Genomic DNA, 26,050 nt, shown 5'->3' on the forward strand with positions numbered 1-26,050 from the left:
AAAATTCACCTCCATAAGTTCTCCATTACATTTACAGGCGATACATCCGTACTGTAAAATTTGCAGCCAGATGAAAGTGAGACATCAACCATAAAAAAGTCTGGGTCAATGTCAAACACTTCTCTAGCAGGTACATCCCAACAGTGGCGAAACAGTCCAACCCGTAATTTAATCTCTGGTTTGAGTGTATTAACTCTACCTAGTACTCCATAGATGCGAAAGCCAGATTCGTCAGCATTATCGGTGGTAGAGAAAAAGGCAGGTAAGGAACCGTGGGAATGGATGTCTACAGCCGCTTTCTGGTGGGAAGAGTCACTCCCAGAATGAGTTGGCTGGCAGCTAGTTGGAGTTTGAATTTGCTCTGGGACTTGTAAATCCCAACCCGCATCAGTACAGTGGAGGTGAAAGAGAATTTCATGAAATTGATTGCCAGCTTGATAACTCAACCGCCACATTTCCAGTAGTAGCGGTTTGGGAATTAAGGGAGTGACTTTGAGATAAGGTGTTAGGTAAGGTAGCCCTTTGATAGTTTGGGAACACAAAAAAATAGGCATTAATACCTCTATGCCAGGACGAATGGCTCTAGCAAAGATGCCATTTCCGGCATAAAGGTACTCTAGTCCACTGTTGGTGTGTGTTGGCAGAGATGAAGTTGTGACAATTTTGTAACCAATAATACCTTCAAGCAATGGGTTGATCAAGGATTTCCTGTACAAGCATAGCGACACTTTTCTGATTGCCGATAGGCACAAGATCAGATACAGGATAGGTTGCTCGTCTACATCTTTTGTGCAGTTTTAGAAGTTGCTGGCGAACATCCTTGCGGTATTTTTGTGATTTACTTATTGTTAAATGGTTAGTGAAAATACTGGAAATAAACAAATTCCAAACATGGTTAATTGATACACCATTAGCAGCAGGTGGTTCGTTCATTCCCCAGCAAACCTGTCCAGAACTGTAGACATTGGGTAGTGGCACATGAAAGGCTGGTGCTTGAGGAGTAAACTCCTGTTCTTGAATTGCCCAAACCCAATATTTTAATCCCTTGCCCACAAACACCATTGCAGGTAGCGGAACTGTTAAAGATTTAAGTTCATCGCAATTGATCGTATGAGTGGCTGGTGGGATAAATTTTACCAAGTATGTGTCTGTACTGCCCGTACCCCAGCGCACAATTCCTGGTTCCATCCAACCAGTATCAATTGGTTCATTGCTAAAGGCAGTTCTCAGGGCTGTCGGTGAGATACATTTGTAAATATGAGCATCGGCAATTTCTTTGTCTCGGTGGTGGAAGATGTAAATGCCATCCAAAAACAGCAATTCTGCTTGAATTACTGGAGATTTTCGGGGAGGGTCTGCCAAAATTGCTCGTAGAATCTCGCTGGATAGAATTGCTGTGGATGTAACGTCGATTAATGTGGTTTCAATGCTTGTTTCCATAGTTTTAGTAGGATTTGAGCATGAGGTTTTAAGTCTGCTTCTAGCCAATCAATTAAGTTGGCTGCACAGTTCAGCATTCGGTCGGCTTGCTGCCATTTTCTGGTGAGCAAATCAATAGATGCTTTTGACCAAGGTAAATAGGTGCAGTCAGGTTGATAGTAATAATCGTCTGCGTACTCGTCCAACCAAAGGTTTTTAGTTTCGTGATCTAGCAGCTTTAAAGTTAAAGGCAGAAACTTTAAAGGATTATCTAAGTGATGACACTGGTATTTCAGTTTTTTGTAGTCAATTTTGTCTGGGTGGTCGATGTCACTGTATGTAATTCCGTAAATTGCAAATTCACTATCAAACCACTCACTGCCTTCTGGGTCAATGTCATCAAGCCAACGGCGACCATCATGGCTAAAGGGTAAAAGTAGCTGCCAACCATCTTTGAGATGTTCAATTTCTCCATCCATTGTCCAGTCGATACCCATTGTGGTAATAGGAATCCTGTGCAATCTTTGTTCGTAGGCTGTTTCTACAGTCCAGTGAGATAACGGAAACAGATGAGTGTAAATCAGTACAATGAATTCCAGTTCTCTGGGACTATGGCAATCCACATCTGTAGGTGGGTAAATAGGAGCTTGGCTGGCTTTCCATTCGGTAGGGAAGTAGTGCTGATACAGTGCTAATAAGGAGTAGATGTTGAGTTGGGTTTCCAGATAATCTAGTGCTTCTGTGGCATTTAAGGTAAATTGGCACTGATAAAGACTATAGATTGCCTCTGCCATACTGAGGGGTACGAGGTGAGACATATTTTAGTGCAACTCGTTATTATGGGGGTTGAAATTAAAGAAGAGATGCAGGTAGGGTGTAGGGTCTACTTCAGCCGAAATCCAAACTGCTGTCATTTGGACAATAATTTACCCCTCAAGTCAATTTCCAATCCCTTTTGTCAGTACTCAAAAACCTTCAGGAATAATGCTAGATGTGGGAATGTAGGCTGTTAGGGATTTTAGGGTTTGGTTGAGTGACTCAGAAAATTCTGTCCCAGCTGCGATCGCCTCTTCAATCTGGACTGATAGCTGTGCTGCATTTTGCCAGTCAATTCCGGTGATGACCTGACGTTGACGCATTTGGTAGCACATTTGAACTGCGGGGTTAATTTCTTCAGGAGCCACTATCAGGCAATCTAGAGAAGAAGTACCTTTTTTACCAGGCTTCTTGATGATGTGAATGGGTTTTCCTGGTTGACGCTCAATGTCTGCGTTTGCCAGTTCAGCGCAAAGAGGAGTGAAGGCATCTCGTAGTAATTGGTCGTCAATGGCGATCGCTTCTGGAATCCAGTGCTGTTGACCTTCGTAGATGACGAGTAGTTTGTTGGTATTTGTAGTAGTCATGGCATTTAAAACAGTGATATTTGCGTAGTATTACTGTCTGGTTTAGTAGTATCTGAGCTAGCAGTTTGAGTACGAATTGGAGTCTGGGTAGTGGGCGGTTTATTGGTTTTGACAGTTTTAGTCTGGGCTATATTCCGGCGAATTTGACGATTAGGAAAATCGGCTTTCAGTTCATCCAGTAGTTGAACAATTGCAGGGGGGAAATCACCGAGTTCTTCTTGATTGAGCATGGTAACTACAGGGAAATCACCGTGACTGCTGGCAGCAATCATTACAGGTCTATCTCCTGTTTGTTGTGTAGGTAGTAAAGTGATGACAATTTGAACTTTACATTGCTCGAAAATAAATGGTTCTAATTGATTTACCTTGTTGGTAGCAGATGTTTCTATGTCATCGTTCTCTAACTCATGAGAGTCGATTTCATCTTCGGCGTAGCTATTTTCATCACTTACTGGTTCTAAAAGTTGCAAAAAGTTCGCCTTACCTGCACGCAAGCGTTCCCTGTCAAATAGCAATCCTAAAGCTTGGAATTGTTCTTCAGCAGTGGTTTTTCCCTGTTGTTCTGAAATGTAAGATTTTAAGGTTTCAGATGTAACAGTGAGGTTGGCTTTGACAATGGCCTGTTCTGGTGTTAGCCATTTTGTAGTCATAGTTTTTTTAGCCTTGTTAACTGGTGTGCAAGCGGTTGTGGCGGTAGCCAAAAGTAGAAACTGTTTTTGAGAGTAGGGTACTGCTAGACTAAAAACATATCCCGTTTGCTTTTCTCGACTGAGCCATGTCCACGGTAATTACCACTACCTTGACCCTGGAGGAGTTTCTCAAGCTACCAGAAACAAAGCCTGCCAGCGAGTACATTAATGGTGAGATTATTCAAAAACCAATGCCAAAAGGGAAGCATAGCCGATTACAGTTAAGGCTGTGCAACAGTATCAATGATGTTGCCGAAAGCCTGCATATTGCTTATGCTTTTCCAGAACTGCGCTGTAGTTTTGGTATCCGCTCAGTAGTACCTGATATAGCGGTTTTCAACTGGTCACGTATTCCCTTTGCTGCTGATGGGGAAGCACCCAATGATTTTCTGCTTTCTCCAGACTGGACAATTGAAATTCTTTCCCCTGAACAAAGTTCAAATCGAGTCACAGGCAATATTCTCTATTGCTTAGATCATGGTTGCCAATTAGGTTGGTTGATAGACCCAGAAGATCGTTCCATTTTGGTCTTCCGTCCAAATCAGCAACCAAAACTTTTGCAGGGTGATGAGCGTTTGCCAGTGTTAGCCGGGATAGACTTGGAGTTAACTGTAGCTCAAGTGTTTGGTTGGCTAAAAATGAGCAGTTAGAGAAACAGCTAAAACAAGTTCTCTACAAACTTTTGATAACGTAAAAACAGGAGTTTCAGCCATCGTGAATCAGGAGTATTCACCATTGGTTTAAGAGCGTAGATGCTTATAAGGCTTGTCGCTAAACATCGCTTGCTTCTGAGCTAGGGGTATCACCTGAAATGCTTACTAATAGATTGTTTTGCTCCCTCCCTGTATTTACCTGAAATGTCCGCTTGTCTTGACTTATAAAAAACTTTTTAGTTCACGTATAAGTAGCAGCCAACAAAACAGTAAAATTCCTGCTGTTGGCTGATAAATTAGTTAAAGCTATTGCTTATTGCTAAGTTAAAAGTGAGTCTTTGAAGTCGTGAATTGCCGTTGCTGTCAAAGCATAAATAACTCGGCGCTTACGCATGATGTGAGTGCCATCTACAGGAATACCTTTCTTCCAAGCAGCAATGATAGCTTTCTTGTCTGCTGAGTAAACAGTCTTTTCTCTGCGGTATTTTGGAGACAATTGTTCTGCATCTATCAGCACCTCACAATTTGGCGGATTTTCTTTAATTGTGATCCGAAGTGAATTACCAATCATTTGCTCAGGTAGAATTCCTGCGGCGGTTTGTTCTAAAATAGTTTCATCTAATTTTTGTCGCCAGCGTTCTAGTCTTAACAGTGCTGATTGATGTACAGCTTTTAGATGTTCTAGTCGTTGTTTAATAGCCGCTATTTCAGCATCCAGTTGCAATGCTAATTCTGCTTGGATATCAACAACTTCTTCCTGAACTTCCTGAGTTTCCCAAATAGCGGTGATGATCTCAGCTTCTTCTTCAGGAGTCTGGCAATTAGTTAGCTGTTCCCAGAGATGAGCAGCAGTTTGGGAAAGTCCTGCTAAGGATTGTTGAGCGAGTGTTAAATTCATGACTACCACTCCTCACAAACTTGGTAGTATTCATATTCAGCTTCAATCTGTTCTAAAATAGCTATAGTGCCTGAATCTAAATTAGTATTGTCAGATAAATTTGAATTGATCTTTTGTGTAAGTTGAGCATTTTGATGAGCAGCAGTAGTTGAATCAGGTGAAGTTGGAGTTGTTATCAATGTTTGCATAAATGTTGCTTGCTTAACACCAGCAATAGTAGCGCGATAGCGCCTCTGGGGAGCAACCGCAGCAACTTTATGTGCCGATAGCTAGGATTTCAATCCCTGACACAAATATCCTAAAAAGTTTAATTTATTAGTGTTTATTAAGACGGAAGAGCCATTATTATTGACGTAGATCATCAATAGGCGGATGCCAACCTGCTGTTAACCAAAGTTGACGGGAATTTAGAATAAACCCATCATCGTGGTCTTGATCGTTAAAATCAAAACGACTGCAAGTTGCACGACCTATAGGAGTTGTTCCAATGATATTTAACCCATTTTCTGTCCAGATAAAATGCTCTGACCAATTTTGATTTCTCGGATTAAATAATGGAACTTCTGTTTGTGTTTCTGGATCAATCCCAGTTGTAAAATTATACCGCCTTTGATTACAACGATGACAAGCTAAAGCCAAATTATTGAGATAGTCTGATCCGCCTAAAGATTGAGGAATAATGTGATCAATGGTAAAGGGTGTTGCATTTGAGCGTTCTGGAGAGTGACAATATTCACATAAGTATTTTGCCCTTTTACGGACGTTTAAGCGAACAAAATTGTTGATAACCACAATTAAGACGCAAGTTTAGCGTTGATAAAACTAAAGATTTTTTCTAATTCCAATAAACCAGCTAATTCTGCTTGTTCATCTGGATTGAGTAAATTTTCTTTATTTTTTTCTAATAGTTCCTCTAAACGAATTTGTAACTCTTCAGTAAAAGAAAAAGGACGAAACTGATCAGAAAGATTAAGTTTTATTCCATTTGGTAGCCAAGATGAAGGCTGTTCCATTAATTCTTTCATGGGTATCTCCGTTAATCAAGTATTTTGGTCATTAGGTTGACTGGGGTTAGATACTAGAATATTCGGCAATTTACTGAGAAAAGTTCATTGTTTGTTTTTTGTCGTTGATGTACAAATCTAAACAGAGTTTGAAGATTGGATTGATTAATTGTTATTTTAACAGGATTAATCAAAGTTTTCACTGACTCTAAGGCTTCTTTATGTCAATTATAGCACTTATTAAATAAACACTCATCTTTGTCTGTACAACTGTTCCTAAAACATCATTTTTCTATACTAAATTATGCTAAATAATCTCAAAAATACTGCCATTAAATTATAAACTTTAAAGCCGTATTTCTGTCATTTTTGTGATATCAATCACCCCTAAAATATAGACATCAGAAGATAATTTTAGATAATTTTTTGCTTGTTCATCAGGTATATATCCTGATGTACCAACAGCCCAAGTGCCGATAGAGGGTTTGCTGAATGAGAAGAGTGTTGATTTTCTTAACCGCATTAAAATCAATCAAAACCAGCTAACCATATTGCTGACGGCGGATGAGATTAGGGGGTTTCAGGTCACGGTGAATAGTATTATTATGCACTTGGTCAGTACCTGAGATGAGTTTTATTGATTACAATTAGGGTTGATACTTGCGAATAAAAATTATTATTAAACACGAGCAGCCTGATAAGTACTAATGTCTACTGGCTATTATCCGGTTATTCTTTATCCACCACTAGCAAGGCGCTTTACTAACGGTGATCAAGGAAAGGGGTATCTAAAAGCGTTGCTTCAAGGATGCGTTGCATTACCAGATGGGAATGGTACAGCCAAGCAAGGTGTGAGCGAAAAGGAGTTTTTTCGCCATTTACTGTGTGCGTTTCCAGGAAATCTTATCTGTCAAGCGGTTGAGTTTGAGATTCCAGGTTATCCTCAACGCTACTCGGCTGATTTTATCCTTTACCATCAATCTTCTGGGTTAGCTCTCGATATTGAGATTGATGAACCTTATGCTGGAGATACAGGTAAACCTCACCACTGCATTGATGTTGATGATGATAAAATCCGTAACCGTTTTTTCTTAGAACGCAATTGGGGTGTGGTGAGATTTGCAGAAGTTCAGGTGGTACGTCATCCTTGGAGTTGTTGTAAGGCGATCGCTCAAATCATCGCTAGGTTAACTGGAGATGATAGCGTATTCATATTATTGCAAAGATTAGCTGATGTACCTTTGCAGAAACAGTGGACAAAGCGTGAGGCTAGGCTGATGGCTAAGAACAATTATCGTCAGTCTTATTTACCGAAAATGGGAAAGTAAAACTAGAGATAGTACCTTCAACGAAGAGGCAGGGGGAAGGGGGCAGGGAGCGGGGGGAAATGACCCCAACCAAGAGCCGTGAAGCGGAGCGAAACATGGGTCTGAGTCGTCCACTTCTAATAAATGGTTCTCGAATTGATTGGGTCGAATCCCCATCTGAACCTTCTCCCCTGCTCCTTGCTCCCTTGCCTCTTCTTCAATACTCATCTTTAATAGTCATATAGTCGCCCCAGAATAGGGCTACCGTGTACACACAAGTATTTTAGAGTTGTCCCACACCGTTTTAATCTTGTATAAAGATATGTGTACACGGTAGATTATGGGTAGAAAATTGGAAGGGTGTTACATCGATTTTGTCAATCTCGCGTTAACTAATCTTTTTGGTTTTCTCACACATTGCTTTTTTGATGTGCGGTGTGACTTCCACTCACGAATGCTCATAGCGATAGAGCCAAAATCCCGACTGGCAAAGGCTGTTGTTTTATTCGCACTGTGCCAAATTGTATCCGCCTCAGTTGATTCAAGTGGAGGTGTACAGCGATCGCAATATCGGTCAAATAGTTGGCGTGGTTCGGGATAATAAGCGATTCGGTGTCTAGTGAGTAAATTAGATGTACCCAGTAGATTCCGAGCTAATTTATAGCCAGAATTGTTTCTGTTTCCCTCAGATTCGCCATAAGTTAGTAAAGTGCGATCGCTCAAAGTTAAACAGATAGACAAAGGAACAGACACTCCGCTAGCGCGTAGTTGTTTAAGAGATGAGCCATTATCTCTGGTTGTAGCCTGTATTACTGTTCCTCGTCGGCAATGCAAGGTTGAGCGAGGGACAGTCACAGAAGGTTGCAGTAACGCTGTTTGTGGGTCGATAACTTCTCCATTTTTCGCTCTTGTGAGAAGTTGCACCCACTTGCGCCAATGTTGCTCAGAAAGTTCGTAGGGAAATAAGGCTGTAGAATCAAATGCGGTTTTTAGTTCTTCCACATTGTACTGACAGTTTGACCAATGCTCTAGGGTAATGGGGATGGTTGCACTCAATATTCCATCCACCACCCGTCTGCGAAGCATACCTGGCAGTCTCATGGAACGAGCCAAATTACAAATGGCTGGGTCTGCGTTTTGGATAATCGTCAGTTGGCGATTGAGGTACAGCCATTCAGCAGGATTTAAGGAATGGCTGCATTTAAAGTAAACGTGCAGGGATTTTCCACCTGTATAAACTACGGCGGCGGGTTCCAAGTTCATTTCATCCTTTAACCAGTCTACAGCTTGTCGCTGCTCATTCAATGCCAAATCATCAATTTCGTAGAATAAACATTGGCATTGATTAACATGCTGATTGCTGATTCCCTTGTCTGGTTGGTTGGGGTAAAAACTGACTGTAGCACCAAGATATGACATTTTAAATGCCAATGCCCAACCATCAGCATATCGTTTAGGTGTCAGTCGCCAGCAAGTGTTGCCCTGTTTATCTCGACCTCCATAAGCGCAGCAGTATAGTTGAAATCCTTGCTGGGTGATTTTACCGCAGAGAATGTAGTGGGAGTAGACAAATTGACCATTGCGGCAGTAGTTATTCCAGTTTTTAGGTATCATTTCTGTGGGCAAGTCCCAAGAAAACCTGAGCCAAATTTTGGTTCCGGTGGTAAAGCCTATTTGTCTAAGAAATTTAATGGTTGTTTGTCTGGGATTGAAGGTCATGGCAGTTACGCCTAGAGAGTTTATCCCTCTCTAAGTGGCGTTAGCTGCGCTAGAACCAACTTTTCCACATTTGACTTACATAAATTTTCGCCTGAAACCTTTGATTGGCTTGTCTCACTCAGAAAAATTAGATTTGCTGCTTCTTAGCAAGAAGTTCCTCTAGTTCAGTTATTCTCGCTTGCAATGCCGCCACTTCTTGTTCAGAATAGCGAATAGGAATGTGCTGTGGACAGTTCCAATTCCAAGCTTCAATGTGAAACAGAATCACTCGTTCCACTTCTGCTTCATAGTTAGGAAGTTTCAGGCTTTCAATTAGTTCGCTATCATCTTCTACATACATAGCCCGCCCCCAAATTTTCAACCGTCGGCGATGGCGATAATCCATCAAAAACAAAAAAGCTTTATCATTTTCGTCAAGATTACCAACGGTAACATATTGAACATTGCCTTTGAAGTCAGCAAATCCTAAAGTCTTTTCATCTACAGCTTTCAAAAACCCAGGTTGTCCACCACGAAATTGAATGTAGGGATAACCATTAGAACCGACGGTTCCCAAATAAAAACCATCCATTTGGGCGATAAATTCCTCAATTTCTGGTGTGATGGTATCGTTAGAAGGGCCATTTTGCTCAAATCGAGCATAGGTCTGCCGTGAGCCACGTTGTTCTTGAGCAACTTTGACAGCAGGCGTGAAAGCAATTTGCGTAAATTTACGTGGCATATAACTCTTTATTTTTACATATCTAAAAACAGGGGAAGATAGAGAAAAGACAGGGGAGCAGTGAAGGGAAAAAATTCCTCTGACTCTCTACCTTCTCCATCTAAACTGGGTGTTATTTGCCTATACCAAGGCAGGTGCTGCAATTCCTTGCATTCCTATAAAACCGGGAAGGGTCTTAACTCGCTCAATCCATGCCAGAATATGAGGATAAGAGTCAAGAGCAATTTTGCCATCTGGTGCTAAGGCAACATAGGGGAATACTGCTATATCTGCAATAGTTATCCGCTCGAACTCTAACCATTGGCGATCGCGCAAATGTTGGTTAAGTTGTGTAAGAATAAACTCTGCTTTTTGGTTAGCTCTGTCAATATCAATACTGGTGGCATTAAACAGATAGTACAAACGAGCCGATTCTGGCCCCTGACGCACTTCACCCGCAGTGGGGAAGATGCTGCTATTGCCATTCAAGGCGCTCTGATTGTGGCGCAGGGTTTGGATGATGTGGCTCCTTTTGTCCGTGTGATGAAACAATTGCCACAACAACTGTGCCAAGATTTGTAGGAGAGTGATTACACAGTTCATACCAAATATTTGAAAATAGGTCTGTCCGATTCCGTTTTCCCTGGGATTTCAGATCAGGGGTGACAACTATATATTTACAACATCTACTGGGAAGCGATAGCCATTTGGTATGGCAATGAAAATATTACAGGTGTTGTTCAAGTTTTCATCTGAGCGTATTGGTTCATGAAGCCCTAAATGCTGACAAACAACATCCAAACTACTATCTCGCCGATAACTTAGCAGCCTAAGTCTCCTGTGGGTGCTGGCTGTTCCTTAGTCGATGGGATGGTGTTTCTTTTAATGATAACTGATATCAAAGTTCCCAACCTTGAAGCTCTGGTATTCGGCTTTGGTTGGGTTGCGAGTGATTGTTAGTTAGCATTCCATTCCAACCAGCTTCACCGGGAGAAACTTTTTTGGCTTGAGGTAGTTCAGCTAGTATCTCAGCTATCAAGTCCTCAACTTTCTCATTATCTTTAAAAGCGATGACTACTGTATCGATCGCTCGCAAAAATTCTAAAGGTATTTGCTCGCTATCACCTACACTCCAATACAATGTAGGTTTGCGCTTTTCTTTGTCAACAGTTGATTCTAAGGCAATAACAGAGAGAACTTCAATCGGGTCACTCACCAATACTGCTCTTTCTACTGTAGCATTTGTAGCAATCCAAAAACTACCATTTTTCGTAGCTTCAGAGTTCAGGGGAATGGCGGTGAAGTTACCTGTTGGTTCTAGCTGCTTGGCAAGAGTTGGAAGATCGTCGAGCGTGCGTTCCACAAATATTGCTTGACCTGTTTGGCTTGCATAGAGCCAACCCTTTTCATACAGTTCTGTGAGCAGAGAATTGGGTAAATTGTACTGCTGGCTTAACTTTAGGCGTATTTGCTCCCAGTTTGTTGGTTCTGGTATAGGCAAGGAGTTTGTTTGAGTAACTGCTGGTATAGGATTTTCAACAGTTTGCTCCATCAGTTTCTTTGTGCGTTTGTCATCCTGTTTTGGAGGTACTGCTGATGTGGGATTTTCAACAGCTTGCTCCATCAGTTTCTGGATGCGTTTGTCATCCCGCTTGGGACTGTAGTTTACCCCTCGATGCTTTTGTAAACCAGGAAAAGTATATGCTTTACCGAGATGCGTACCACTAAAAGCCACACCGTCAAGTTGGTAACTAATGCCTTTGACTTTGCCCGTGCAAGTATAACCAACGCGGACATTAATACCTTGTTGTTGCGTTCGCTCTATTAACTCTGGCATAGTAGGATGGTCGTGGGTTGCTTGGTCGAGCGATCGCTGAAGTCTCACTCTAACGCTTTCCTCTCCAGTTCTGACAAGTTGCCTACGTTCGCCAGTAGTTGGACTGTGCTTATCTTTTTCCCAACTTGGTTGCACCGATTGTAAATTGTATTCGTGCTCCAACTTACGAATTACCGCTTCACTTCTGCGATCGTCCCAGCTATCAGAAACTGTAGTGCCATCTAATTGAATGCGACTGGCAGCAATATGTATGTGTTCATGAGTCCGGTCAGTATGCCGCACTACGACATATTGGTTCATATCAAAACCCATTGCTTGGAGATACTTCTGGGCGATTTCATCCCAAGTATCATCATCTAAACTCTCTTTGTGGGCCAAACTGAGAGAAGCGTGATAAACAGCCCTACTCACCTTCGGGTTTAATCTTCGAGATATACCAAATTCAGCTGCTAATTCGCGTGGGTTTGTTCCTTCCATATTCCCACCGATTTGTCTTGCTCCATCTTTGCCAAAGAGGTAGTTTAGCAGTCCCCGAAAACTTTTACCTTTGATGTGCTTACCAATCATCCTTCATCTTGTAAATCAGTAATTAAATCAATTTCAGCAATCTCTCGCCGTACCTGTTTCACCAAATCTCTTACCTGTGACAACAATGCTCTATCTACGACCACAGGTTCTCCCATGAGTACTGAAGTATTGATTGCTTTAGCTATTTGGTTGAGGTTGTTGCCTATTTTCCCCAACTCCCAGTAAGTTTGACCTGCTACTTTGGTGACACGCCTGGGCAATCTATTTTTCAGAGTCTTGGCACGAAACAACTCACTCATAGTGAGATTATTTTCATCTGCCATTAACTGTGCTTTCTCGTATTCTGCCAAAGTCAGTCTAATGTCTATCCTGTGTGAGCGTTTTTGTCGCATTATTGATGCATTAGTCATTAGCTGTTTTAAGTTTGACGACTGCACTATCATTTGTCATTGACCAAGCGGTTACTTACGATTCTGGTTCAATACCAAGATGCGATGCGAGATAATGAAATGCGATCGCGCAATTGAAAAGCTAATCCGCCCAAACCTTGCAGAAATTTTCCAGGGTGAACTCTTACAGAGAATTTTCGTATCATCTTCCCCTCTGTCACGGTGGTTAACCTACTTAGGTAGGGGAACCGTGAAAAGAGGGCAAGTTTGTTGCCGCACCTGGGGGTGCGTTTTTTCTCCCCAGAAAAAATGTCCGGACAGCAACATAGCTTGCTACTCACCAAAGGTTTTTTTGGGCTACTCAAATTAAAAACATGAGTGGCATTGAGTTGGCATTTAAGTGGAACTGAGTTGGCATTTTTTGACCATTTTATTGTCAATAAGCTTAGTTCTTGATAATAAGAATATATACATAATGTATGCAGTGGCGTTGAATTGGCGCTCAATTGGGATTAAATTGGCGCTCAAGTGACACTTAAGTGGCGTTGAATTGGCATTTGAGTGGCGTATTTTTGAATCGAATTCAATAGCATAAAAATGACTAGTTGAGAAAATGCAGCTAAAAAATAACCAATGGGCTAATTTTTCGCCTGATAAAAATGGTCAGTGGGTAGATTGGCATGATTTATATTTGCACTTAACTTAAAGGAAAGCTTTTAGGTAAACCACAGTCAATGTCAAACTTGATAGTCAGTTTTGACCCTGGTGCTTCCTTGACCAAGATTGTTTACGAACTAGCAACTGAAGGCAAACCATGTTTGATGACAATGGAACCAGAGATGCTGAAGTTGCCTCAAAGTTCGATTGACGCTTATATGTCGAGTCGCAAGGGTCTTGAATCTCCTAAACCAGTAGATGAAGCCTGGGTGTCAAGTCCTGCGGATAATGATACACAATGTACGGTAGTTGGATTCCTGGCACGGCAGTTTTCAGCATCTGCCAGACTCGATAAGCTCAAGTACGAAACCTCAATTCACAAAGCCTTGGCGGTTATTGGTGCGATCGCTCAACACAACAAATTGCCTAACAGGTTTTCACTATCACTGACCTCACTACTGCCCTATGGTGAATATCAAAATCGCCAAGCATTTGAGCAACAGTTACAGTCTGCACTCAAGGATTTTAGGTTTCGGGGTCAAAGGTTGCGGGTGAAACTGGAGAGATTCGAGTGCTTACCCGAAGGTGCGGGATTGGCAATGATTCGTCAACGCCAGAATGGTAAAGAATGGTTTAATGCTCAAACCATTGCAGTGCTGATGTTCGGGCATCGCAATACCAGCCTTCTATTATTTGAACGGGGCAAGATGACGGCGGGTTACACCAATGGGCTGGGCTTTCACCAAATGGTAAAGCGAGTAATTGAGCGCACATCTGGACAGGATGCCACTGCTTTGACCTCTGCCATCTATGCAGCCGGTTCAGATATCACAGTTGATAACCAAGCAATTCGCACTCTGGTCAAAAGCAGAGAACCTAAAAATATTGATTATGAATTGCAGATGATTGTTAATGCCATTGCTACTGCTAAAACTGAGTATTGGTCTAGGCTTTACGATTGGCTGGAATCAACTTTACCTGCGGTGAACGAGGTGATTTTGAGTGGTGGCGCAGCATTGTACTTAGAGCAAGAGTTACAAGACTGCTTTCAAGAAATATCAACTTATTGGGGTGCTGACTTACAGCAGCAGGTACAAGAAGTATTCAAGGATAAAAGTAATGATTATTGCCATACTTTCCGAGAGCAGGAAGCTTTGTCGTTTAGGTTGATTGATGCGTTTGGTTTGTTTATGCGGTTTAGAGCGCAAATCGAGAAAGTAGCATGACTACAAATAAAAAACAACCCAAAAATAATGACAATAATAGACAGCCCAATAGTAGCGGTAGTCGCAGACTGCCTGAAGGAACTGATACTGACAGACAAAGACAATATAAAAATTTGACTCTTCGGCTTCGTGCTTACTCAAATACTGTTGATGCAAAGCTAATTATATATTTGCAAAAAGGAAATGGGGTCAGTACTAGCAAAGAGATGGTATTACAGGCATTACGAATGTGTTGGTTGCCTTTAGCATATCAAGCTCAAGCAAATACAGATGTAAAAATTAGTGATAAAGAGGTGCGTCAGGTAGGGTTAATTTGTTGTCATGCCCTGGAGCAACATTTGGCCTATTTGCGAATGGAACTAGGATTACCACATAAATCAAGTGATGTTTTGCCTGTACCTCTCAGCACTATGACCAATCCTCAAACGCTTGCTACTATGTTCGGTCTAGAAATTGGTAATAGCGGTAGTATTGATGATGAAAATGATAGTAATGCTAGCACTAAAGGTAAAAGTAAAGGCAATGGCAGTAGTAATAGTGACAACCAGCCAAAACACAAAATAGATTCTGATTCCTTCATTCCTGGTGAGGGGTCTTTCTATGATGAAACAGACGATATGTTTGAGAATATTTAAGTATTTATTAATGCACATTTAGTCAAATCACAAAGGAGATTTCAGATGGCAGCAATTCACTTCATGGATGGTGAAAAAGGTGGAGTTGGCAAGTCTTTGTTTGCACGGGTTATGGTGCAATACTGCATTGACAATAAACTCTCTTATGAGTTGGTAGAAGCAGACCAAAGTAATCCAGATGTGGGCGCATTTTACCCAGATAATCATAAAACAGCAGTTTTTAGCGAATCAGAGCGTAAAGCTTACGATGCTGATGAAATTTTTAATTTAGCACTAACAACTTCAGTCATTGTCAATTTACCTGCTCAAGTATACCCAGCAGTAACTGATTGGATTGAGCGTAATCAAATACTAGAACTTACTGGGAAAAATAAGGTCAAAATATACAAATGGTTTGTTTGTAGTGGTGGATATGACAGCGTTCAATTATTTATGCAATCTCTCGAACGCTTTGAAAACAAAATTAAGCATATATTTGTACGCAATTATGGTTTATGCGATGACTGGAAACATGTAGATGGACGTAAGAATTTACAGGAATTAATCAAAGCTTATAAAGTAGCTGTCATCAATTTTCCCAAATTCAGCTATCGAGAACGAGATATCCTTGATGCCAATCAGATAAATTTTTCTGCGGCTAGAGATTATGGAGAGTTAGGTGTATTGGGTAAGCAGCGATTACACAATTTTCTCAAAAAAGCTTCTGACGAAATTGAGAAAGCTAAAATTTGGAATCTTCCGACAGCTTCAATTACTGCCCCGACAGAAAAAGTTGATGATGCTAATGTCAACGGCAAGGTTGCTACCAAGAAGTAATCTAATTCAGGAGTGCTGTTAGCTGTAGCGGGGCGTTTAGCCCGTGCAATTAATTTTACTTTTTTACTCAGCACTCGTTACTCAGCACTTTTTCGGTGACATCTCCCACCACCAAATCGAATTCCTATACCAAATGAGCGTGGGGTATGAGAACGCGGATTAGCTAAAAGCAAATACAGATATGAGTAATTCTCACACTGAAGAACTCGATTTAGACGATGAATTTTTGGATTCAGTAGCCGCTAGAGGCAAAGGACTGAGCCAAATTCCTTACCCAACTTTATTAGATTTAGCCATTCGAGGTAAAGATGATTCATTTAAAGCTAGGGTTTGGGAAATAGTAGTCCAAACCGGACTAGACCCTGATGACCCAGCATTTCTGATGATGATTGCTACCGGCAGGCTACAAGTACTGTTGGAAGACAATCCCAAAGAAATGGAAGCAATGTTTGACCTATGGCAAACGCAGCTTTATGACCATCTCCAGACATATGAAAAGGCAGCAGTAAAAGGTCAGCAAAAAGCGATCGCTCAGGCTGTGACGGGATTAATTAGGCGTACTGAATTTGAACGTGCTATTCATTCAGTTCCCTCTCTAATTGCTGCGGGAATACTGCTATTAATTGCAGCTGGAGTAGGCGGACTGGTAAGTGTAGGTGGAATGTCCTGGTATCAATCCAGTCATCTAGATCCTGCTGGGCCACGCCAACTCACACAAGCCCAAGCCAATGCTTTGGAATGGGCAACCAGTAATGAAGGTAAGTTTGCTCACAACCTAATGCAATGGAATCAAGATTTGCTGAGTCGTGACCAAAACGGTCAACTTACTTGTGCTAAGGATGTTAAGCGTTTGGGGGTAACACTGGAAATTGGAGCAAGTAGCAGAAAAGCCTCATCCGGGTTCTGCACGTTATGGACATCACCTAGCAATCAGCGCCAGTTTGTATCTAAACCGCGTCAACCTTGAAAACTATAGTTTTTTGGAATTAGAGTAAAGCTCAGAACTCAAGCCACGAACAAATAATACACTCTCCTTAAAAACTCCAGGTTTCAAAATGGACGGGGTTTAAGTTAAAAAATTAGTTGTCAATTTCTCAATCGTAGAAGAGGATTCAGCAGATGTTTACCTGCAAAGTTAACTGGCTTTGGCTGCTAGTAATAGGAGGTATAGTTACAGCTTGTACCCCTGCTACTGTAAATGTCAGTAGCAAGGATGAGAAGAATACGACTCAAGCTCAAGCTGTGCCTGATTATCCACCGATGTATGACGTGGATGTTAAAGTTTGTGGCAACATTATTGCCCCTCTCAAGGATGGAAAACGTTGTGTAAATCAACAATTGCGTTTGTGGGGGCCAGTAGGAGAGGCAAAATTAGTTCGTGCTGGTATTTCTCTGCCATCAGTTTCTAGCGTAGAGCATAAATTAGCGATCGCCTCGAAAGGCTGTTATCCTGTTTATTCCCAACCTGACCAGCAGCAGTTTTATTGGGCTAATTCCATTATTCAAGTCAACAGGGGAGAAACTGCACCCACAGTCGAAGTCAAGCCAACTCAACTTTCAAATCAGCAGATTTATGAGTTGATGACTAGTAAACTTTCCAGTCGGACAATTACAACATTTGGCGGGGTGGGGTGCGAAGCTGCATCTTCGGTAAAATAAAGCTTTTACGGTTAAGGGTGGGTGGGCAAAAAAGTTACCCCACTAAAATGTGGGGCTACTGTGAGAACCAGCAGGTAATTATGAGGCTTTAGCCAATCTAGCTGTACGTTGTTGTTTATGAGCTTTGCGCCGCTCCCGTACTGCATCCAAATCTTTCAGTCCATACAGACGTTTGGCGTATGCTAGTAGTTCATTGATGGGAGTTTCGCTATAGTCCTGGCGAAAGTGAATGTTATGTTCGTTCCAATCAAACTCTTGCTGATTAAAACGTGCTTGAGCAGCAAGTTCTCTGCCTGATTCCTCACGTAAAACTTCCAGTACCATTAATCGCACTTTATCTTGATATCCTACTACCTGATCCAACGCTTTTGTTTGTTGTTGATTACGAGTCATTTGATTATCCTTTGATTAACGAATTACTACATCTCACCTAGACAGCATCGACAGATGCCTTCTGACTTAGAGTTCACTTTTGAATCTCTTTAATTCAGCAGCAATCGCTGCATTCAATTCTGTTTTTTGGATGCGGGTGGGCGGGAAATACAATGCCCTGAATTATCTAATTCAGGGCATTGTAATTAATCGTCAATTTCTACATCTTCGTCATCTTCATCTTCTTCAAAATCGTCATTTATCAAGTCATCAGAGTTGCTACTTAAACCATTGAGTCCGTCCATGCGTTTAGACCGAGCAGCTTTATGAGAAGCACGTCTATCTCGAATTTCATCAAGATTATTCAAGCCGTAAAGTTTGCGGGCATAATTCACCAGTTCTTTTAATGGTGTGTTTATATAGTCCTTACGAAACTGGGAATTGTGTTTGTCCCAATCAAACTCTTGTCCGTTAAATCTGGCTGCTGCTGCTAATTCTCTTCCTGATTCTTCCCGCAATACTTCAATTACCATCAGGTGTACTTTTTCCTGATAAGTCATTACTCGTTCTAAAGCAGGAATATGCCTTTCAATTTTACGTGATGCTTTAGCGGTTTTGCGAACGTTAGCGTTAACCATGAGAATTACTCCTTGATATTTAGTATTTTTCTCGTAGAAACAGCATCGAAAGATGCAATTCGCTCCATTTTCAATTCTTTATTCTGCAAAAAAATAACCTGTATTGTTTGAGGCAATACATGGTTATTTTGGGTTATTATTCTGTAAATTACTGAGAATAAGTCGGAATTATTTACTCGTCTTCATCTTCTTCATCTAATTCGTCATCTTCATCTAAATCCTCGTCGAGTTCATCTTCGATATCCTCATCCTCCTCATCTTCATCCAGGTCTTCGTCCAGTTCATCATCTAAATCGTCAAGTTCTTCCTCTTCTTGTTCTTGGAAAGAATTACGACGTTCCAGAGATGCACGGTTGAATTCAACTAAATCTGCTATTGCTTGCTCTGGGTCAGTGCTAATAGTGTCGTAGAGCATACTCATGAAAATTGCCACTACTTCTGGTGCATATTTGAGTGCATCTGGTTGTCCAAACAATTTAGTAAATAATTTGGTATTCCATTTCTGCCAATCAAACTTTTTGTTACCACCTTTCTTTTTCACCTGAGCAGCAATGTCAAGTCCGAGTTTTTCACGGGCTGCATGACCGATTTTAGTTGAAACACGCGAATCCCGTAGCTGTAACTTAACGCCGTATTCTTTGAAGATTAGGTTCCGCAATTCCTTCAACAATGCTAATGCCTCTTCTTGTGGTGAAGCATTTGCTACCTTTGATTTAGTTGTAGCGGATGTGCCATTGGTTTTGGCAGATGTTTTAGCATTAGCTCCGTTGCGATTGTTGTTATTGGTTTGAGCTTTAGCGATTCCTTCGGAGCGCTTTGTGTACGCCATTTTACAGCTTCCTTTAATCAAGTAAATTTTTCACCTCCTTGCCGCAATCGCGGCTTTCACATCCATTTCATTTCAATTTAATTTTTTTGCGATTTCAAACCTGTCTTTGCTGCGACGACAAATTTATGCTTTGGAATTAAGAGATAAAGAAACGCACTAGGAGCAGTTTCCGAAATTAACGCTGTACTGGAGGCGATCGCTCTTTTTCACACAAGAAATATAGCCAACCCGTTAGTAATAATTATCCGTGTGGCTAAAGCACCAGTAATAAATTTGCTCTAAAAGGGAAAAGTAAGTTGTTAAAGTCAGGTTTATGAAATTGATAACAGACTGGCCTGCTCTGGCTGACCAAAATACTCCAATTGTGGCTGTGGAGTATCATACGCCTGACAGAATGCAGATATTACAGCAGTTTTACCATTGGGGTGAAGAACGTTCTTTGTCAGTCTTTGTCTGGAATCCTGGTTACTGTAGACTACAGCAATTAATTCAGCATCAAGGTCAGTACATCTTACAGTCAACTAACAGGGGTAAAGACGGGGACATTATTCAGTATCTTCTGGAGGAATACCAACCAGGCATTTATTTACTGGAGGGAGTGCTAAATGAGAGTGATGGCAGCAAAATAAGTCAAAAACGTAGCTATCAATTACTTAATGCCTGTCATCAAGCTCTCTGGAGTCAGCAACATCATTACTGGGTGTTATTAGAAACTTACGTTCAACTACCTCTAGAATTACAGCCTTTTATTCCTGTACTGTCAAATCCACTTCCAGACCAACAGCAGGTGCAGATGGTTGTGGAGCAGTTTTGTGATGCCTGGGTTGGGCGTAGCCATCATCGTCTTCAGCAGTTTGCAGAGTGCGATCGCCTACGCCCCACCATACCCCATCACCATTCTTGGTTAAAGACAACAGAAAAAACATCAGCACTGCAATTGCTCTTCCGTGCCTGTCAAGGTTTACCCATAGGCGAGATAAATATGCTACTACAGCAATGTCTGGGTTTTGCAGAGCAGCTTGAGGAAATCGCCCAATTAGTGCTAGAGCATAAAGTTAGCAAACTGCGGGGACGGGGTTTAGAGTACATTGCCCAACCGGATATACCTTCAGCCGGGGGATTAGATTTACTAGAAAAAAGGTTAGAAACTATTACCTGTCTACTTCAACCTAAAGCAAAGCAATATGGATTGAAGTTTCCCACTGGGATGCTCTTGTGGGGGCCACCGGGTACTGGTAAAAGTCTTTCTGCCAAGTTAGCAGCTAAGAAAATGGGATTGCCACTGTTAGCAGCTAATTGGGGTGTACTACTGGGTGATCGTCATCCCGACAGAGCATTAAAGGAGTTTATTGCTTTGGTGACTTCCCTTTCTCCCTGTGTACTCTACTGGGATGACTTTGATAAAGGCTTTGCTGGCTGGGACTCCAATGCAGATGGAGGTGTGGCACGGCGGCTATCTGCGGCTTTGTTGACTTGGATGCAAGAGCATCAAGAGCCAGTTTATACCATTGCTACTGTCAATCGCTTGTCAATGCTACCTGCGGAATTAGTTCGCCGTTTTGATGATATCTTTTTTGTGGACTTACCCCATGAAGGGGCAAGATATGAAGTTTTCAATCTACATCTAGCTAAGTATTTTCCAGCATTTCGAGACAATAACTCACCTTGGAGCAATGACCAATGGCGTAGACTGTTGGCTGAATATCGCATTTGCAGTCCGGCAGAAATTGGTAATGCAGTCCGTCGTTGTGCTGAAGAGGCTTTTTATCAAGGTAGACCAGGGGAAATTGAGTTTGAGGATTTGCTGAAACAGCGACAAGAATTCACACCAGCTATGGAGCGAGAGTCAGAACAGATACAGGCAATTCGCAATCAGGCTATTTATGCTAAACCTGTGGCTAGTCAGGATGTTTCTCGATTTGCTTATCAGCACCGGGAGTTATTTGGGTAATCAATTTGGCGACAAAAGAATGAGTGACAGGCTCGTTCACCACAAATAAATTAGGAAGCTTCTCGACTCGCCAAAAAGCCTAGCCTCAATTAGCCTAATGTAATTTTTGAAATTTAGCTGGTGTCGAATTTTAAAATCCGACATTTATTAAAATTCTCAAACTTATTTTTGTCGGATTTTAAAATCCGACAAATCATTGATATACTGCGACTAAGTTTGAGTAATTTTTATGAAACAGATAGTTCTTGCGCTCCTGGCTAATGCTGGTGGAGTAGGTAAGTCTACCATTAGCACACATATTGCCTATGAAGTAAGTAAGCGGGGTTATACAGTAGCTATGTTAGATTTAGACCCCCAACGTTCATTAGATGTGTTTTGTGGTTTGTCTCCAGCCGAAGCAAACTTAACTACAGTAGAGTTACTGTCTAAGGATTTTAAAGGCGATTGGTCATTAGTACCAGTTTGGGATTCCAAAGTTGAGGTGTATCAAGGACATCCCTTGTTGGCTGAAATAGCTAATGAACTAGTTATCAGAAAACGTGGAGAATACAGTTTAGCGGACAAACTAAATAAATATTCATTACCTCATAACTTAATTATTTTGGACTGTCCTGCAACTTTGGGTATGCTAAATGTCAATGCTTTAGCTGCTGCTACTCATGTTTTAGTTCCAGTACAGTTAGAAATGAAAGCTATTTCTGGTTCGGCAGAGTTAGTTGAATGGTGTATTTCCACAAGTGACGAGTTACAACTTGAACCACGTCCACCAATTTTAGGGTTTGTTCCCAGTATGTATAACGAAGTAGTAGCTATGCATAGGCAATACCTAGCACAGTTACCTGCAATTGCTGAGAGATTAGGGATAAAATTGTATCCAAAAATTCGGAGTTCTAACGAGTTTAAAAATGCTAGTGCTTATGGGTTGCCATTGCACAAGTATCGTCCCAAGCATCCTGCTTGCAAAGATTTCAAGTTAATTGTTGATGATGTCATTGCATTAATTAAGGAAAAATAATGGCAAAAGCATTACCGCAAATAAGCGATAAATTTAAAGGGGCAGTGCAGAAAACCGATCAAGAACAAAGAATTACGGATCTGCAAGCTGAAGTAGAAAGGTTACGTGCTTTACAATCACCAGAATTAGAGACAGAAATCGCCAAACTACGCGAACAATTGCAAACGCAAACAGGTGAGATTGCCATTGATACAAGTCTAATTGACCCTAACCCTAACCAGCCAAGACAAACAATTACACAAGAGTCTATTCAGGCAAAAGCGAGATTACTAAAAAAACATGGGCAGATTACACCGATTATTTTAGTTCCTCACGATAACGGTCGTTATATGCTCTTGGACGGGCAGTTACGTTGGTCAGCAGCAAAGTTATTAGGATGGGAGACTATTCGGGCATTAATCGTACCTCAGCCACAGGATTTAGACCAATCATCGTTATTGACTTTTTTAGGTTTTGAAGATTTAAATCCACTAGATAAGGCAGAAGCAATATTTAAAGAGATCACCAAATCAACTGGTTTAGAAATTGATGAGGTTGCTACAACTCTTGGTGCTGTACTTAAGCGGCTTGAACGTAATAATCAAGTCAAAGAATTAACAAAATTATTAATTGCTAGTAGTGAGGAGCAACAACAAGGTTTAGAAGTACTGGATATTAATAACGAAGAGCAAGCTTTATTTTTAGTGTTCTTAGAATTTGGGTTGAATCCTGCTTCTGTTAAGTCCAATCTTTTACCAATGTTATCTTTGCCAGAAGATTTAAAAAAAGCAATTCGTCATCAAGAACTGAAAGGCGCTCACGCATTGGCATTAGCAACATTGTCATCAAAAATATTAAAAATTTCCGAACAAGAGTCCGCTATAGAACGAATAAAAGCAACAGACCAGGTATTAAAAGAAAGTTTAACTGTACCTGAGACACGCGATTTAGTTAAGAACATTAAAGCTAAGTATTTAACATCAGAACAATCAGAATCGAAAGAAATAAAAGCAGTTATTCAAAAAATCAATAGTGGATTATCTGAGATGATTTTAGCTAATGCTAGTAGGGAACAACTTCAATCTTTACAAGGAATTTTGGAGCAGAAATTAAATGAAATTGGTAAGTTAATCGGATAAAATTTTGTTGTTATTTGAACTATGGTAGTCAAGGTAAGCCCATCTCAAATGTTATTGACAAGCCGGTTTAGACTCCTCGTCAAGCTGAGGTAAAAGTCGCGTAGCCATTGTTACTTAGTTGTTAACAGAATTTTCCTTCATCAAACTCAAAGCTGACTTCTAGTTTTCTTCGCAGCTCACTCGATAATACTTCTCCAAGCATTGCAACAAGCCTTTTTAAACTGGAGTCAAGTAAGTCTGCCGTCTTAAAGACTCTAACACTGCATAGGCAAAGTAATCTAGTATTTCACCAGATCGCCAACGCATTTCTCGTTTGCGGATTTGTAGCAGTTGGCGATGTACCTATCGATTCAAAGTCCACAACGTCATGCATAAAGGTAATGGCTGACCGTTCCTTGAGCGCTGAATTTTCTTGTTGAAGATTCTATAGCTGCACTAATCGCTTCTCTATCTCCTACTCGTATTGTGTAATACTTAGTAGTCGTTCTGAGAAATTCCATGTATTACGTGGATGATTGGCATGATTTTGTCTCGTAATACATGGTGTGGCATAAATTTTAATTATTTTGCAACGCAGCAGTCAGCAATTACACTTACTTACGCCATAGCTTTCGCCATTTGACGACAAGAATCCGCACAGCGACGGCAAGATTCGGCACAGCGTTTACAGTGGTCGCTATCGTGTTTCTCGCACTCACTGGCACAGCGATCGCAAGCTTCAGCACAGACTCCGCACATCTGAGCATGGAGAGCCGAATTGCGAGACATAAAACGGGCACACAGAGCGCAAGTATCAGCACAGTCTCGGCACAACTTAATGCATTGAGCCATCATCTGTACCATGTTGCCACTTAAACAGGCATCGGCACAGTTCTCGCAATCGCGTAGGCAATCAAAGCAAGCCTCTATGCAAGTTTCAAGCAAGGATTGGTGAGATTGGGCTGTCGTCATAATTATACCTCCGATTTAAAGTCGTCAATTTCACATGAGGCAGTATTTATGCCTTCTTCGTGCTTACATTAAAAAACTATCAATATGCTTGCGTCTACCTAATGGTATGAATAATATTTATTACTAATTACATAGACCAATTTCATGCTGATTTCATTTGAGTATGCATGATTATTTTTTAATTAAAATTCCCAGGATTTCATATTAATTTCATCACTGTGTGGAAAGCTAAAAATATAAGGAAATATAGTGTTCTTAAAAATTGAGTTAATAATTTATGAGCTTTGATTATGACCTCTTTATAATTGGCGCAGGGCCTGGAGGTCTTGCTGCCGCTAGACAATCTGCTGGTTATGGTGCTCGTGTGTTAATTTCTGAACGCGACCAGGTAGGTGGCACATGTGTAATTCATGGCTGTATTCCAGAGAAACTGATGGCATATGCTGCTAGTTTTTCCCATGTTTTTGAAGATGCTGACGAATATGGCTGGGATAAAGTGAATGACCGCATTGATTGGCATAAATTTATGACAGCTAAAGACCGAGCGATCCAACATTTAAACAAATTGCATATTCAGCATCTTCAAGAAGCAGGAGTAAGCCTAATTTACGGAGAGACAAGATTTTTAGATTCTCATACTTTGGATGTTGGGGGACACCAGATTACTGCTAATAAAATATTAATTGCTGTAGGTGGAGAAGCTGTAAAACCCGAAATTCCAGGAATTGAATATGCTATTACTACACGTCAGATGTTTGAAATCAAGCAGCAACCGGAGCATATTGCGATTATTGGTAGTGACCAGATAGCAGTGAAGTTTGCTGGCAGCTTGAACGGTCTGATTTCAAAAGTTACTTTAATAGTGCCTGAAGAGTGTATTTTACCAGGTCGAGATGAAGATATTAGAGCTACAGTACAGCAAAGTATGATAAAAAATGGTATTCAAATTTTCTGCAATACTGTTGTTGAAAAAATTGAAAAAGTTCAAGATGGTTTATGTTTGAGTTTGTTAGGAAATAAACAAGACACTTTAACTGTAGATACCGTTCTTTGCGCCATAGGTCGAGTTCCTAATTTAAGTGGTCTTGATTTAGAAAAAGCAGGTATTAAAGTCAAACAAGGAGCGATCGCAGTAGACGAATATAGTTGCACTAACCAGTCCAATATTTTTGCTGTCGGAGATTGCACTGACCGACCCCATTGGACTCCTGTTGCTATTGCCACAGGTCGTGCTTTTGCTGACACGGTGTTTGGTAATCAGCTCCGAACTGTGAATTTAGAGTGCATTCCCTCAGTACTTTCTTCTCGACCTGAAGCAGCTACGATTGGCTTGACTGAAGCCCAAGCGCGTGAAAAATTTGGGGAATCAATACACTGCTATTCTCAAAGGTTTCAACCTCTTTTTGATGCCATTGCTGAACCAGAACAGAAAACTCTCATTAAATTAGTAGTTGATAGTAAATCAGATAAGGTACTCGGCGCTCATATGGTCGGTGAATACGCTGCTGAGATTATTCAATGTCTTGGACTTGCTATTCGGACAGGTATCACTAAAAAAGATTTTGATGCAACAATTGGTATCCATCCTTCAGCGGCGGAAGAATTTTTCACCTTACGCTAACTTTTGCTAATCATAA

29 protein-coding genes are annotated in these 26,050 nt (G+C 41.0%); 11 read left to right on the forward strand and 18 right to left on the reverse strand.

The genetic code is table 11. From position 1 onward, the window contains the following. Window positions 1-5: 5 nt before the first annotated feature. The 5 genes from VF06_RS29575 to VF06_RS29595 form a co-directional block, all read right to left on the reverse strand. Window positions 6-689, reverse strand: coding sequence for a hypothetical protein (locus VF06_RS29575; protein WP_099076412.1), 684 nt, complete (start codon window positions 687-689; stop codon window positions 6-8). Beyond that, on the reverse strand, window positions 682-1,440 hold the full coding sequence (locus tag VF06_RS29580; protein WP_099068948.1) for a hypothetical protein: 759 nt from the start codon (window positions 1,438-1,440) through the stop codon (window positions 682-684). Before VF06_RS29580 ends, VF06_RS29575 begins: the two co-directional genes overlap by 8 nt. After that, entirely contained in the window at window positions 1,413-2,237 is an 825-nt protein-coding gene (locus tag VF06_RS29585; RefSeq protein WP_143861654.1) for a hypothetical protein, read from the reverse strand. The genes VF06_RS29580 and VF06_RS29585 overlap by 28 nt, the downstream gene beginning before the upstream one ends. A gap of 147 nt (window positions 2,238-2,384) precedes the next feature. Further along, the gene (locus VF06_RS29590; RefSeq protein ID WP_099068950.1) at window positions 2,385-2,822 is read right to left on the reverse strand and encodes a hypothetical protein; all 438 of its coding nucleotides are present in this window, start codon (window positions 2,820-2,822) and stop codon (window positions 2,385-2,387) included. Window positions 2,823-2,827: 5 nt separating this feature from the next. After that, window positions 2,828-3,472: a hypothetical protein gene (locus tag VF06_RS29595; RefSeq protein WP_099068951.1), complete on the reverse strand. Its 645-nt coding sequence runs from the start codon at window positions 3,470-3,472 to the stop codon at window positions 2,828-2,830. 125 nt (window positions 3,473-3,597) lie between these two features. On the opposite strand from VF06_RS29595, the gene VF06_RS29600 reads away from it, so the two are divergent. Further along, window positions 3,598-4,161, forward strand: coding sequence for a Uma2 family endonuclease (locus VF06_RS29600; RefSeq protein ID WP_099068952.1), 564 nt, complete (start codon window positions 3,598-3,600; stop codon window positions 4,159-4,161). Between the two features lie 322 nt (window positions 4,162-4,483). Here VF06_RS29600 and VF06_RS29605 read toward each other — a convergent pair whose 3' ends face one another. The 4 genes from VF06_RS29605 to VF06_RS29620 form a co-directional block, all read right to left on the reverse strand. Beyond that, the gene (locus VF06_RS29605) at window positions 4,484-5,062 is read right to left on the reverse strand and encodes a siphovirus Gp157 family protein (RefSeq protein ID WP_099068953.1); all 579 of its coding nucleotides are present in this window, start codon (window positions 5,060-5,062) and stop codon (window positions 4,484-4,486) included. 2 nt (window positions 5,063-5,064) lie between these two features. Then, window positions 5,065-5,250, reverse strand: a complete 186-nt coding sequence (locus tag VF06_RS29610) for a hypothetical protein (protein ID WP_099068954.1) — start codon at window positions 5,248-5,250, stop codon at window positions 5,065-5,067. A gap of 157 nt (window positions 5,251-5,407) precedes the next feature. Continuing rightward, complete coding sequence (locus VF06_RS29615; RefSeq protein ID WP_099068955.1) at window positions 5,408-5,854, reverse strand: HNH endonuclease; 447 nt, start codon at window positions 5,852-5,854, stop codon at window positions 5,408-5,410. 2 nt (window positions 5,855-5,856) lie between these two features. Then, window positions 5,857-6,087: a hypothetical protein gene (locus VF06_RS29620; protein WP_099068956.1), complete on the reverse strand. Its 231-nt coding sequence runs from the start codon at window positions 6,085-6,087 to the stop codon at window positions 5,857-5,859. 686 nt (window positions 6,088-6,773) lie between these two features. Between VF06_RS29620 and VF06_RS29625 the strand changes: the two genes are divergently transcribed. Continuing rightward, on the forward strand, window positions 6,774-7,394 hold the full coding sequence (locus tag VF06_RS29625; protein ID WP_099068957.1) for a hypothetical protein: 621 nt from the start codon (window positions 6,774-6,776) through the stop codon (window positions 7,392-7,394). Window positions 7,395-7,736: 342 nt separating this feature from the next. On the opposite strand, the gene VF06_RS29630 is transcribed toward VF06_RS29625, so the two are convergent. The 5 genes from VF06_RS29630 to VF06_RS29650 form a co-directional block, all read right to left on the reverse strand. Then, a complete protein-coding gene (locus VF06_RS29630; protein WP_099068958.1) occupies window positions 7,737-9,092 on the reverse strand; it encodes a hypothetical protein in 1,356 nt (451 codons plus the stop codon). 127 nt (window positions 9,093-9,219) lie between these two features. Next, window positions 9,220-9,813, reverse strand: a complete 594-nt coding sequence (locus tag VF06_RS29635) for a pyridoxamine 5'-phosphate oxidase family protein (RefSeq protein ID WP_099068959.1) — start codon at window positions 9,811-9,813, stop codon at window positions 9,220-9,222. Window positions 9,814-9,933: 120 nt separating this feature from the next. After that, complete coding sequence (locus VF06_RS29640; protein WP_099068960.1) at window positions 9,934-10,395, reverse strand: glutathione binding-like protein; 462 nt, start codon at window positions 10,393-10,395, stop codon at window positions 9,934-9,936. A gap of 295 nt (window positions 10,396-10,690) precedes the next feature. Further along, complete coding sequence (locus tag VF06_RS29645) at window positions 10,691-12,196, reverse strand: relaxase/mobilization nuclease domain-containing protein (RefSeq protein ID WP_099068961.1); 1,506 nt, start codon at window positions 12,194-12,196, stop codon at window positions 10,691-10,693. Then, entirely contained in the window at window positions 12,193-12,567 is a 375-nt protein-coding gene (locus tag VF06_RS29650) for a plasmid mobilization protein (RefSeq protein ID WP_223265518.1), read from the reverse strand. Before VF06_RS29650 ends, VF06_RS29645 begins: the two co-directional genes overlap by 4 nt. Window positions 12,568-13,280: 713 nt before the next feature. On the opposite strand from VF06_RS29650, the gene VF06_RS29655 reads away from it, so the two are divergent. The 5 genes from VF06_RS29655 to VF06_RS29675 all read left to right on the forward strand — a co-directional run bounded on the left by VF06_RS29655 (window position 13,281) and on the right by VF06_RS29675 (window position 17,539). Beyond that, window positions 13,281-14,429: a ParM/StbA family protein gene (locus tag VF06_RS29655; protein WP_099068962.1), complete on the forward strand. Its 1,149-nt coding sequence runs from the start codon at window positions 13,281-13,283 to the stop codon at window positions 14,427-14,429. After that, window positions 14,426-15,064 carry a hypothetical protein gene (locus VF06_RS29660; protein WP_099068963.1) on the forward strand — a complete coding sequence of 213 codons (639 nt, stop codon included), beginning with the start codon at window positions 14,426-14,428 and terminating at the stop codon, window positions 15,062-15,064. Before VF06_RS29655 ends, VF06_RS29660 begins: the two co-directional genes overlap by 4 nt. A 45-nt stretch (window positions 15,065-15,109) precedes the next feature. Then, entirely contained in the window at window positions 15,110-15,880 is a 771-nt protein-coding gene (locus tag VF06_RS29665) for a mobilization protein (RefSeq protein WP_099068964.1), read from the forward strand. 181 nt (window positions 15,881-16,061) lie between these two features. Further along, window positions 16,062-16,847: a DUF6753 family protein gene (locus tag VF06_RS29670; protein WP_099068965.1), complete on the forward strand. Its 786-nt coding sequence runs from the start codon at window positions 16,062-16,064 to the stop codon at window positions 16,845-16,847. A gap of 152 nt (window positions 16,848-16,999) precedes the next feature. Then, window positions 17,000-17,539, forward strand: coding sequence for a hypothetical protein (locus VF06_RS29675; protein WP_099068966.1), 540 nt, complete (start codon window positions 17,000-17,002; stop codon window positions 17,537-17,539). Window positions 17,540-17,617: 78 nt separating this feature from the next. On the opposite strand, the gene VF06_RS29680 is transcribed toward VF06_RS29675, so the two are convergent. The 3 genes from VF06_RS29680 to VF06_RS39705 all read right to left on the reverse strand — a co-directional run bounded on the left by VF06_RS29680 (window position 17,618) and on the right by VF06_RS39705 (window position 19,378). Next, a complete protein-coding gene (locus VF06_RS29680; protein ID WP_099068967.1) occupies window positions 17,618-17,932 on the reverse strand; it encodes a hypothetical protein in 315 nt (104 codons plus the stop codon). A gap of 185 nt (window positions 17,933-18,117) precedes the next feature. Further along, window positions 18,118-18,549: a hypothetical protein gene (locus VF06_RS29685; RefSeq protein WP_099068968.1), complete on the reverse strand. Its 432-nt coding sequence runs from the start codon at window positions 18,547-18,549 to the stop codon at window positions 18,118-18,120. 172 nt (window positions 18,550-18,721) lie between these two features. Continuing rightward, window positions 18,722-19,378: a primosomal protein gene (locus tag VF06_RS39705; RefSeq protein WP_100793661.1), complete on the reverse strand. Its 657-nt coding sequence runs from the start codon at window positions 19,376-19,378 to the stop codon at window positions 18,722-18,724. A 313-nt stretch (window positions 19,379-19,691) separates the two neighbouring features. Between VF06_RS39705 and VF06_RS29695 the strand changes: the two genes are divergently transcribed. From VF06_RS29695 to VF06_RS29705, 3 genes are all read left to right on the forward strand, one after another. Further along, entirely contained in the window at window positions 19,692-21,329 is a 1,638-nt protein-coding gene (locus VF06_RS29695) for an ATP-binding protein (RefSeq protein WP_099068969.1), read from the forward strand. Window positions 21,330-21,558: 229 nt separating this feature from the next. Continuing rightward, the gene (locus tag VF06_RS29700; protein WP_099068970.1) at window positions 21,559-22,344 is read left to right on the forward strand and encodes a ParA family protein; all 786 of its coding nucleotides are present in this window, start codon (window positions 21,559-21,561) and stop codon (window positions 22,342-22,344) included. Then, entirely contained in the window at window positions 22,344-23,462 is a 1,119-nt protein-coding gene (locus tag VF06_RS29705) for a ParB/RepB/Spo0J family partition protein (protein WP_099068971.1), read from the forward strand. Before VF06_RS29700 ends, VF06_RS29705 begins: the two co-directional genes overlap by 1 nt. Before the next feature lie 597 nt (window positions 23,463-24,059). On the opposite strand, the gene VF06_RS29710 is transcribed toward VF06_RS29705, so the two are convergent. After that, window positions 24,060-24,413, reverse strand: a complete 354-nt coding sequence (locus VF06_RS29710; protein WP_099068972.1) for a four-helix bundle copper-binding protein — start codon at window positions 24,411-24,413, stop codon at window positions 24,060-24,062. Between the two features lie 277 nt (window positions 24,414-24,690). Here VF06_RS29710 and gorA point away from each other — a divergent pair, with 277 nt between their 5' ends. After that, window positions 24,691-26,034, forward strand: a complete 1,344-nt coding sequence (gene gorA, locus VF06_RS29715; RefSeq protein WP_099068973.1) for a glutathione-disulfide reductase — start codon at window positions 24,691-24,693, stop codon at window positions 26,032-26,034. The last annotated feature ends 16 nt before the right edge of the window (window positions 26,035-26,050 follow it).

Origin of the sequence: Nostoc linckia z4 (genome assembly GCF_002608075.1) — a bacterium.
Classification (GTDB): domain Bacteria; phylum Cyanobacteriota; class Cyanobacteriia; order Cyanobacteriales; family Nostocaceae; genus Nostoc; species Nostoc linckia.

Excerpts from the sequence above, each read along its gene's own strand:
- VF06_RS29580 (WP_099068948.1), bottom strand. The coding sequence starts at position 1,440 with ATGGAAACAAGCATTGAAACCACATTAATCGACGTTACATCCACAGCA.
- VF06_RS29585 (WP_143861654.1), bottom strand. The coding sequence starts at position 2,237 with ATGTCTCACCTCGTACCCCTCAGTATGGCAGAGGCAATCTATAGTCTT.
- VF06_RS29590 (WP_099068950.1), bottom strand. The coding sequence starts at position 2,822 with ATGACTACTACAAATACCAACAAACTACTCGTCATCTACGAAGGTCAA.
- VF06_RS29595 (WP_099068951.1), bottom strand. The coding sequence starts at position 3,472 with ATGACTACAAAATGGCTAACACCAGAACAGGCCATTGTCAAAGCCAAC.
- VF06_RS29600 (WP_099068952.1), top strand. The coding sequence starts at position 3,598 with ATGTCCACGGTAATTACCACTACCTTGACCCTGGAGGAGTTTCTCAAG.
- VF06_RS29605 (WP_099068953.1), bottom strand. The coding sequence starts at position 5,062 with ATGAATTTAACACTCGCTCAACAATCCTTAGCAGGACTTTCCCAAACT.
- VF06_RS29610 (WP_099068954.1), bottom strand. The coding sequence starts at position 5,250 with ATGCAAACATTGATAACAACTCCAACTTCACCTGATTCAACTACTGCT.
- VF06_RS29620 (WP_099068956.1), bottom strand. The coding sequence starts at position 6,087 with ATGAAAGAATTAATGGAACAGCCTTCATCTTGGCTACCAAATGGAATA.
- VF06_RS29625 (WP_099068957.1), top strand. The coding sequence starts at position 6,774 with ATGTCTACTGGCTATTATCCGGTTATTCTTTATCCACCACTAGCAAGG.
- VF06_RS29630 (WP_099068958.1), bottom strand. The coding sequence starts at position 9,092 with ATGACCTTCAATCCCAGACAAACAACCATTAAATTTCTTAGACAAATA.
- VF06_RS29635 (WP_099068959.1), bottom strand. The coding sequence starts at position 9,813 with ATGCCACGTAAATTTACGCAAATTGCTTTCACGCCTGCTGTCAAAGTT.
- VF06_RS29640 (WP_099068960.1), bottom strand. The coding sequence starts at position 10,395 with ATGAACTGTGTAATCACTCTCCTACAAATCTTGGCACAGTTGTTGTGG.
- VF06_RS29645 (WP_099068961.1), bottom strand. The coding sequence starts at position 12,196 with ATGATTGGTAAGCACATCAAAGGTAAAAGTTTTCGGGGACTGCTAAAC.
- VF06_RS29650 (WP_223265518.1), bottom strand. The coding sequence starts at position 12,567 with ATGACTAATGCATCAATAATGCGACAAAAACGCTCACACAGGATAGAC.
- VF06_RS29655 (WP_099068962.1), top strand. The coding sequence starts at position 13,281 with ATGTCAAACTTGATAGTCAGTTTTGACCCTGGTGCTTCCTTGACCAAG.
- VF06_RS29660 (WP_099068963.1), top strand. The coding sequence starts at position 14,426 with ATGACTACAAATAAAAAACAACCCAAAAATAATGACAATAATAGACAG.
- VF06_RS29665 (WP_099068964.1), top strand. The coding sequence starts at position 15,110 with ATGGCAGCAATTCACTTCATGGATGGTGAAAAAGGTGGAGTTGGCAAG.
- VF06_RS29670 (WP_099068965.1), top strand. The coding sequence starts at position 16,062 with ATGAGTAATTCTCACACTGAAGAACTCGATTTAGACGATGAATTTTTG.
- VF06_RS29675 (WP_099068966.1), top strand. The coding sequence starts at position 17,000 with ATGTTTACCTGCAAAGTTAACTGGCTTTGGCTGCTAGTAATAGGAGGT.
- VF06_RS29680 (WP_099068967.1), bottom strand. The coding sequence starts at position 17,932 with ATGACTCGTAATCAACAACAAACAAAAGCGTTGGATCAGGTAGTAGGA.
- VF06_RS29685 (WP_099068968.1), bottom strand. The coding sequence starts at position 18,549 with ATGGTTAACGCTAACGTTCGCAAAACCGCTAAAGCATCACGTAAAATT.
- VF06_RS39705 (WP_100793661.1), bottom strand. The coding sequence starts at position 19,378 with ATGGCGTACACAAAGCGCTCCGAAGGAATCGCTAAAGCTCAAACCAAT.
- VF06_RS29695 (WP_099068969.1), top strand. The coding sequence starts at position 19,692 with ATGAAATTGATAACAGACTGGCCTGCTCTGGCTGACCAAAATACTCCA.
- VF06_RS29700 (WP_099068970.1), top strand. The coding sequence starts at position 21,559 with ATGAAACAGATAGTTCTTGCGCTCCTGGCTAATGCTGGTGGAGTAGGT.
- VF06_RS29705 (WP_099068971.1), top strand. The coding sequence starts at position 22,344 with ATGGCAAAAGCATTACCGCAAATAAGCGATAAATTTAAAGGGGCAGTG.
- VF06_RS29710 (WP_099068972.1), bottom strand. The coding sequence starts at position 24,413 with ATGACGACAGCCCAATCTCACCAATCCTTGCTTGAAACTTGCATAGAG.
- gorA (WP_099068973.1), top strand. The coding sequence starts at position 24,691 with ATGAGCTTTGATTATGACCTCTTTATAATTGGCGCAGGGCCTGGAGGT.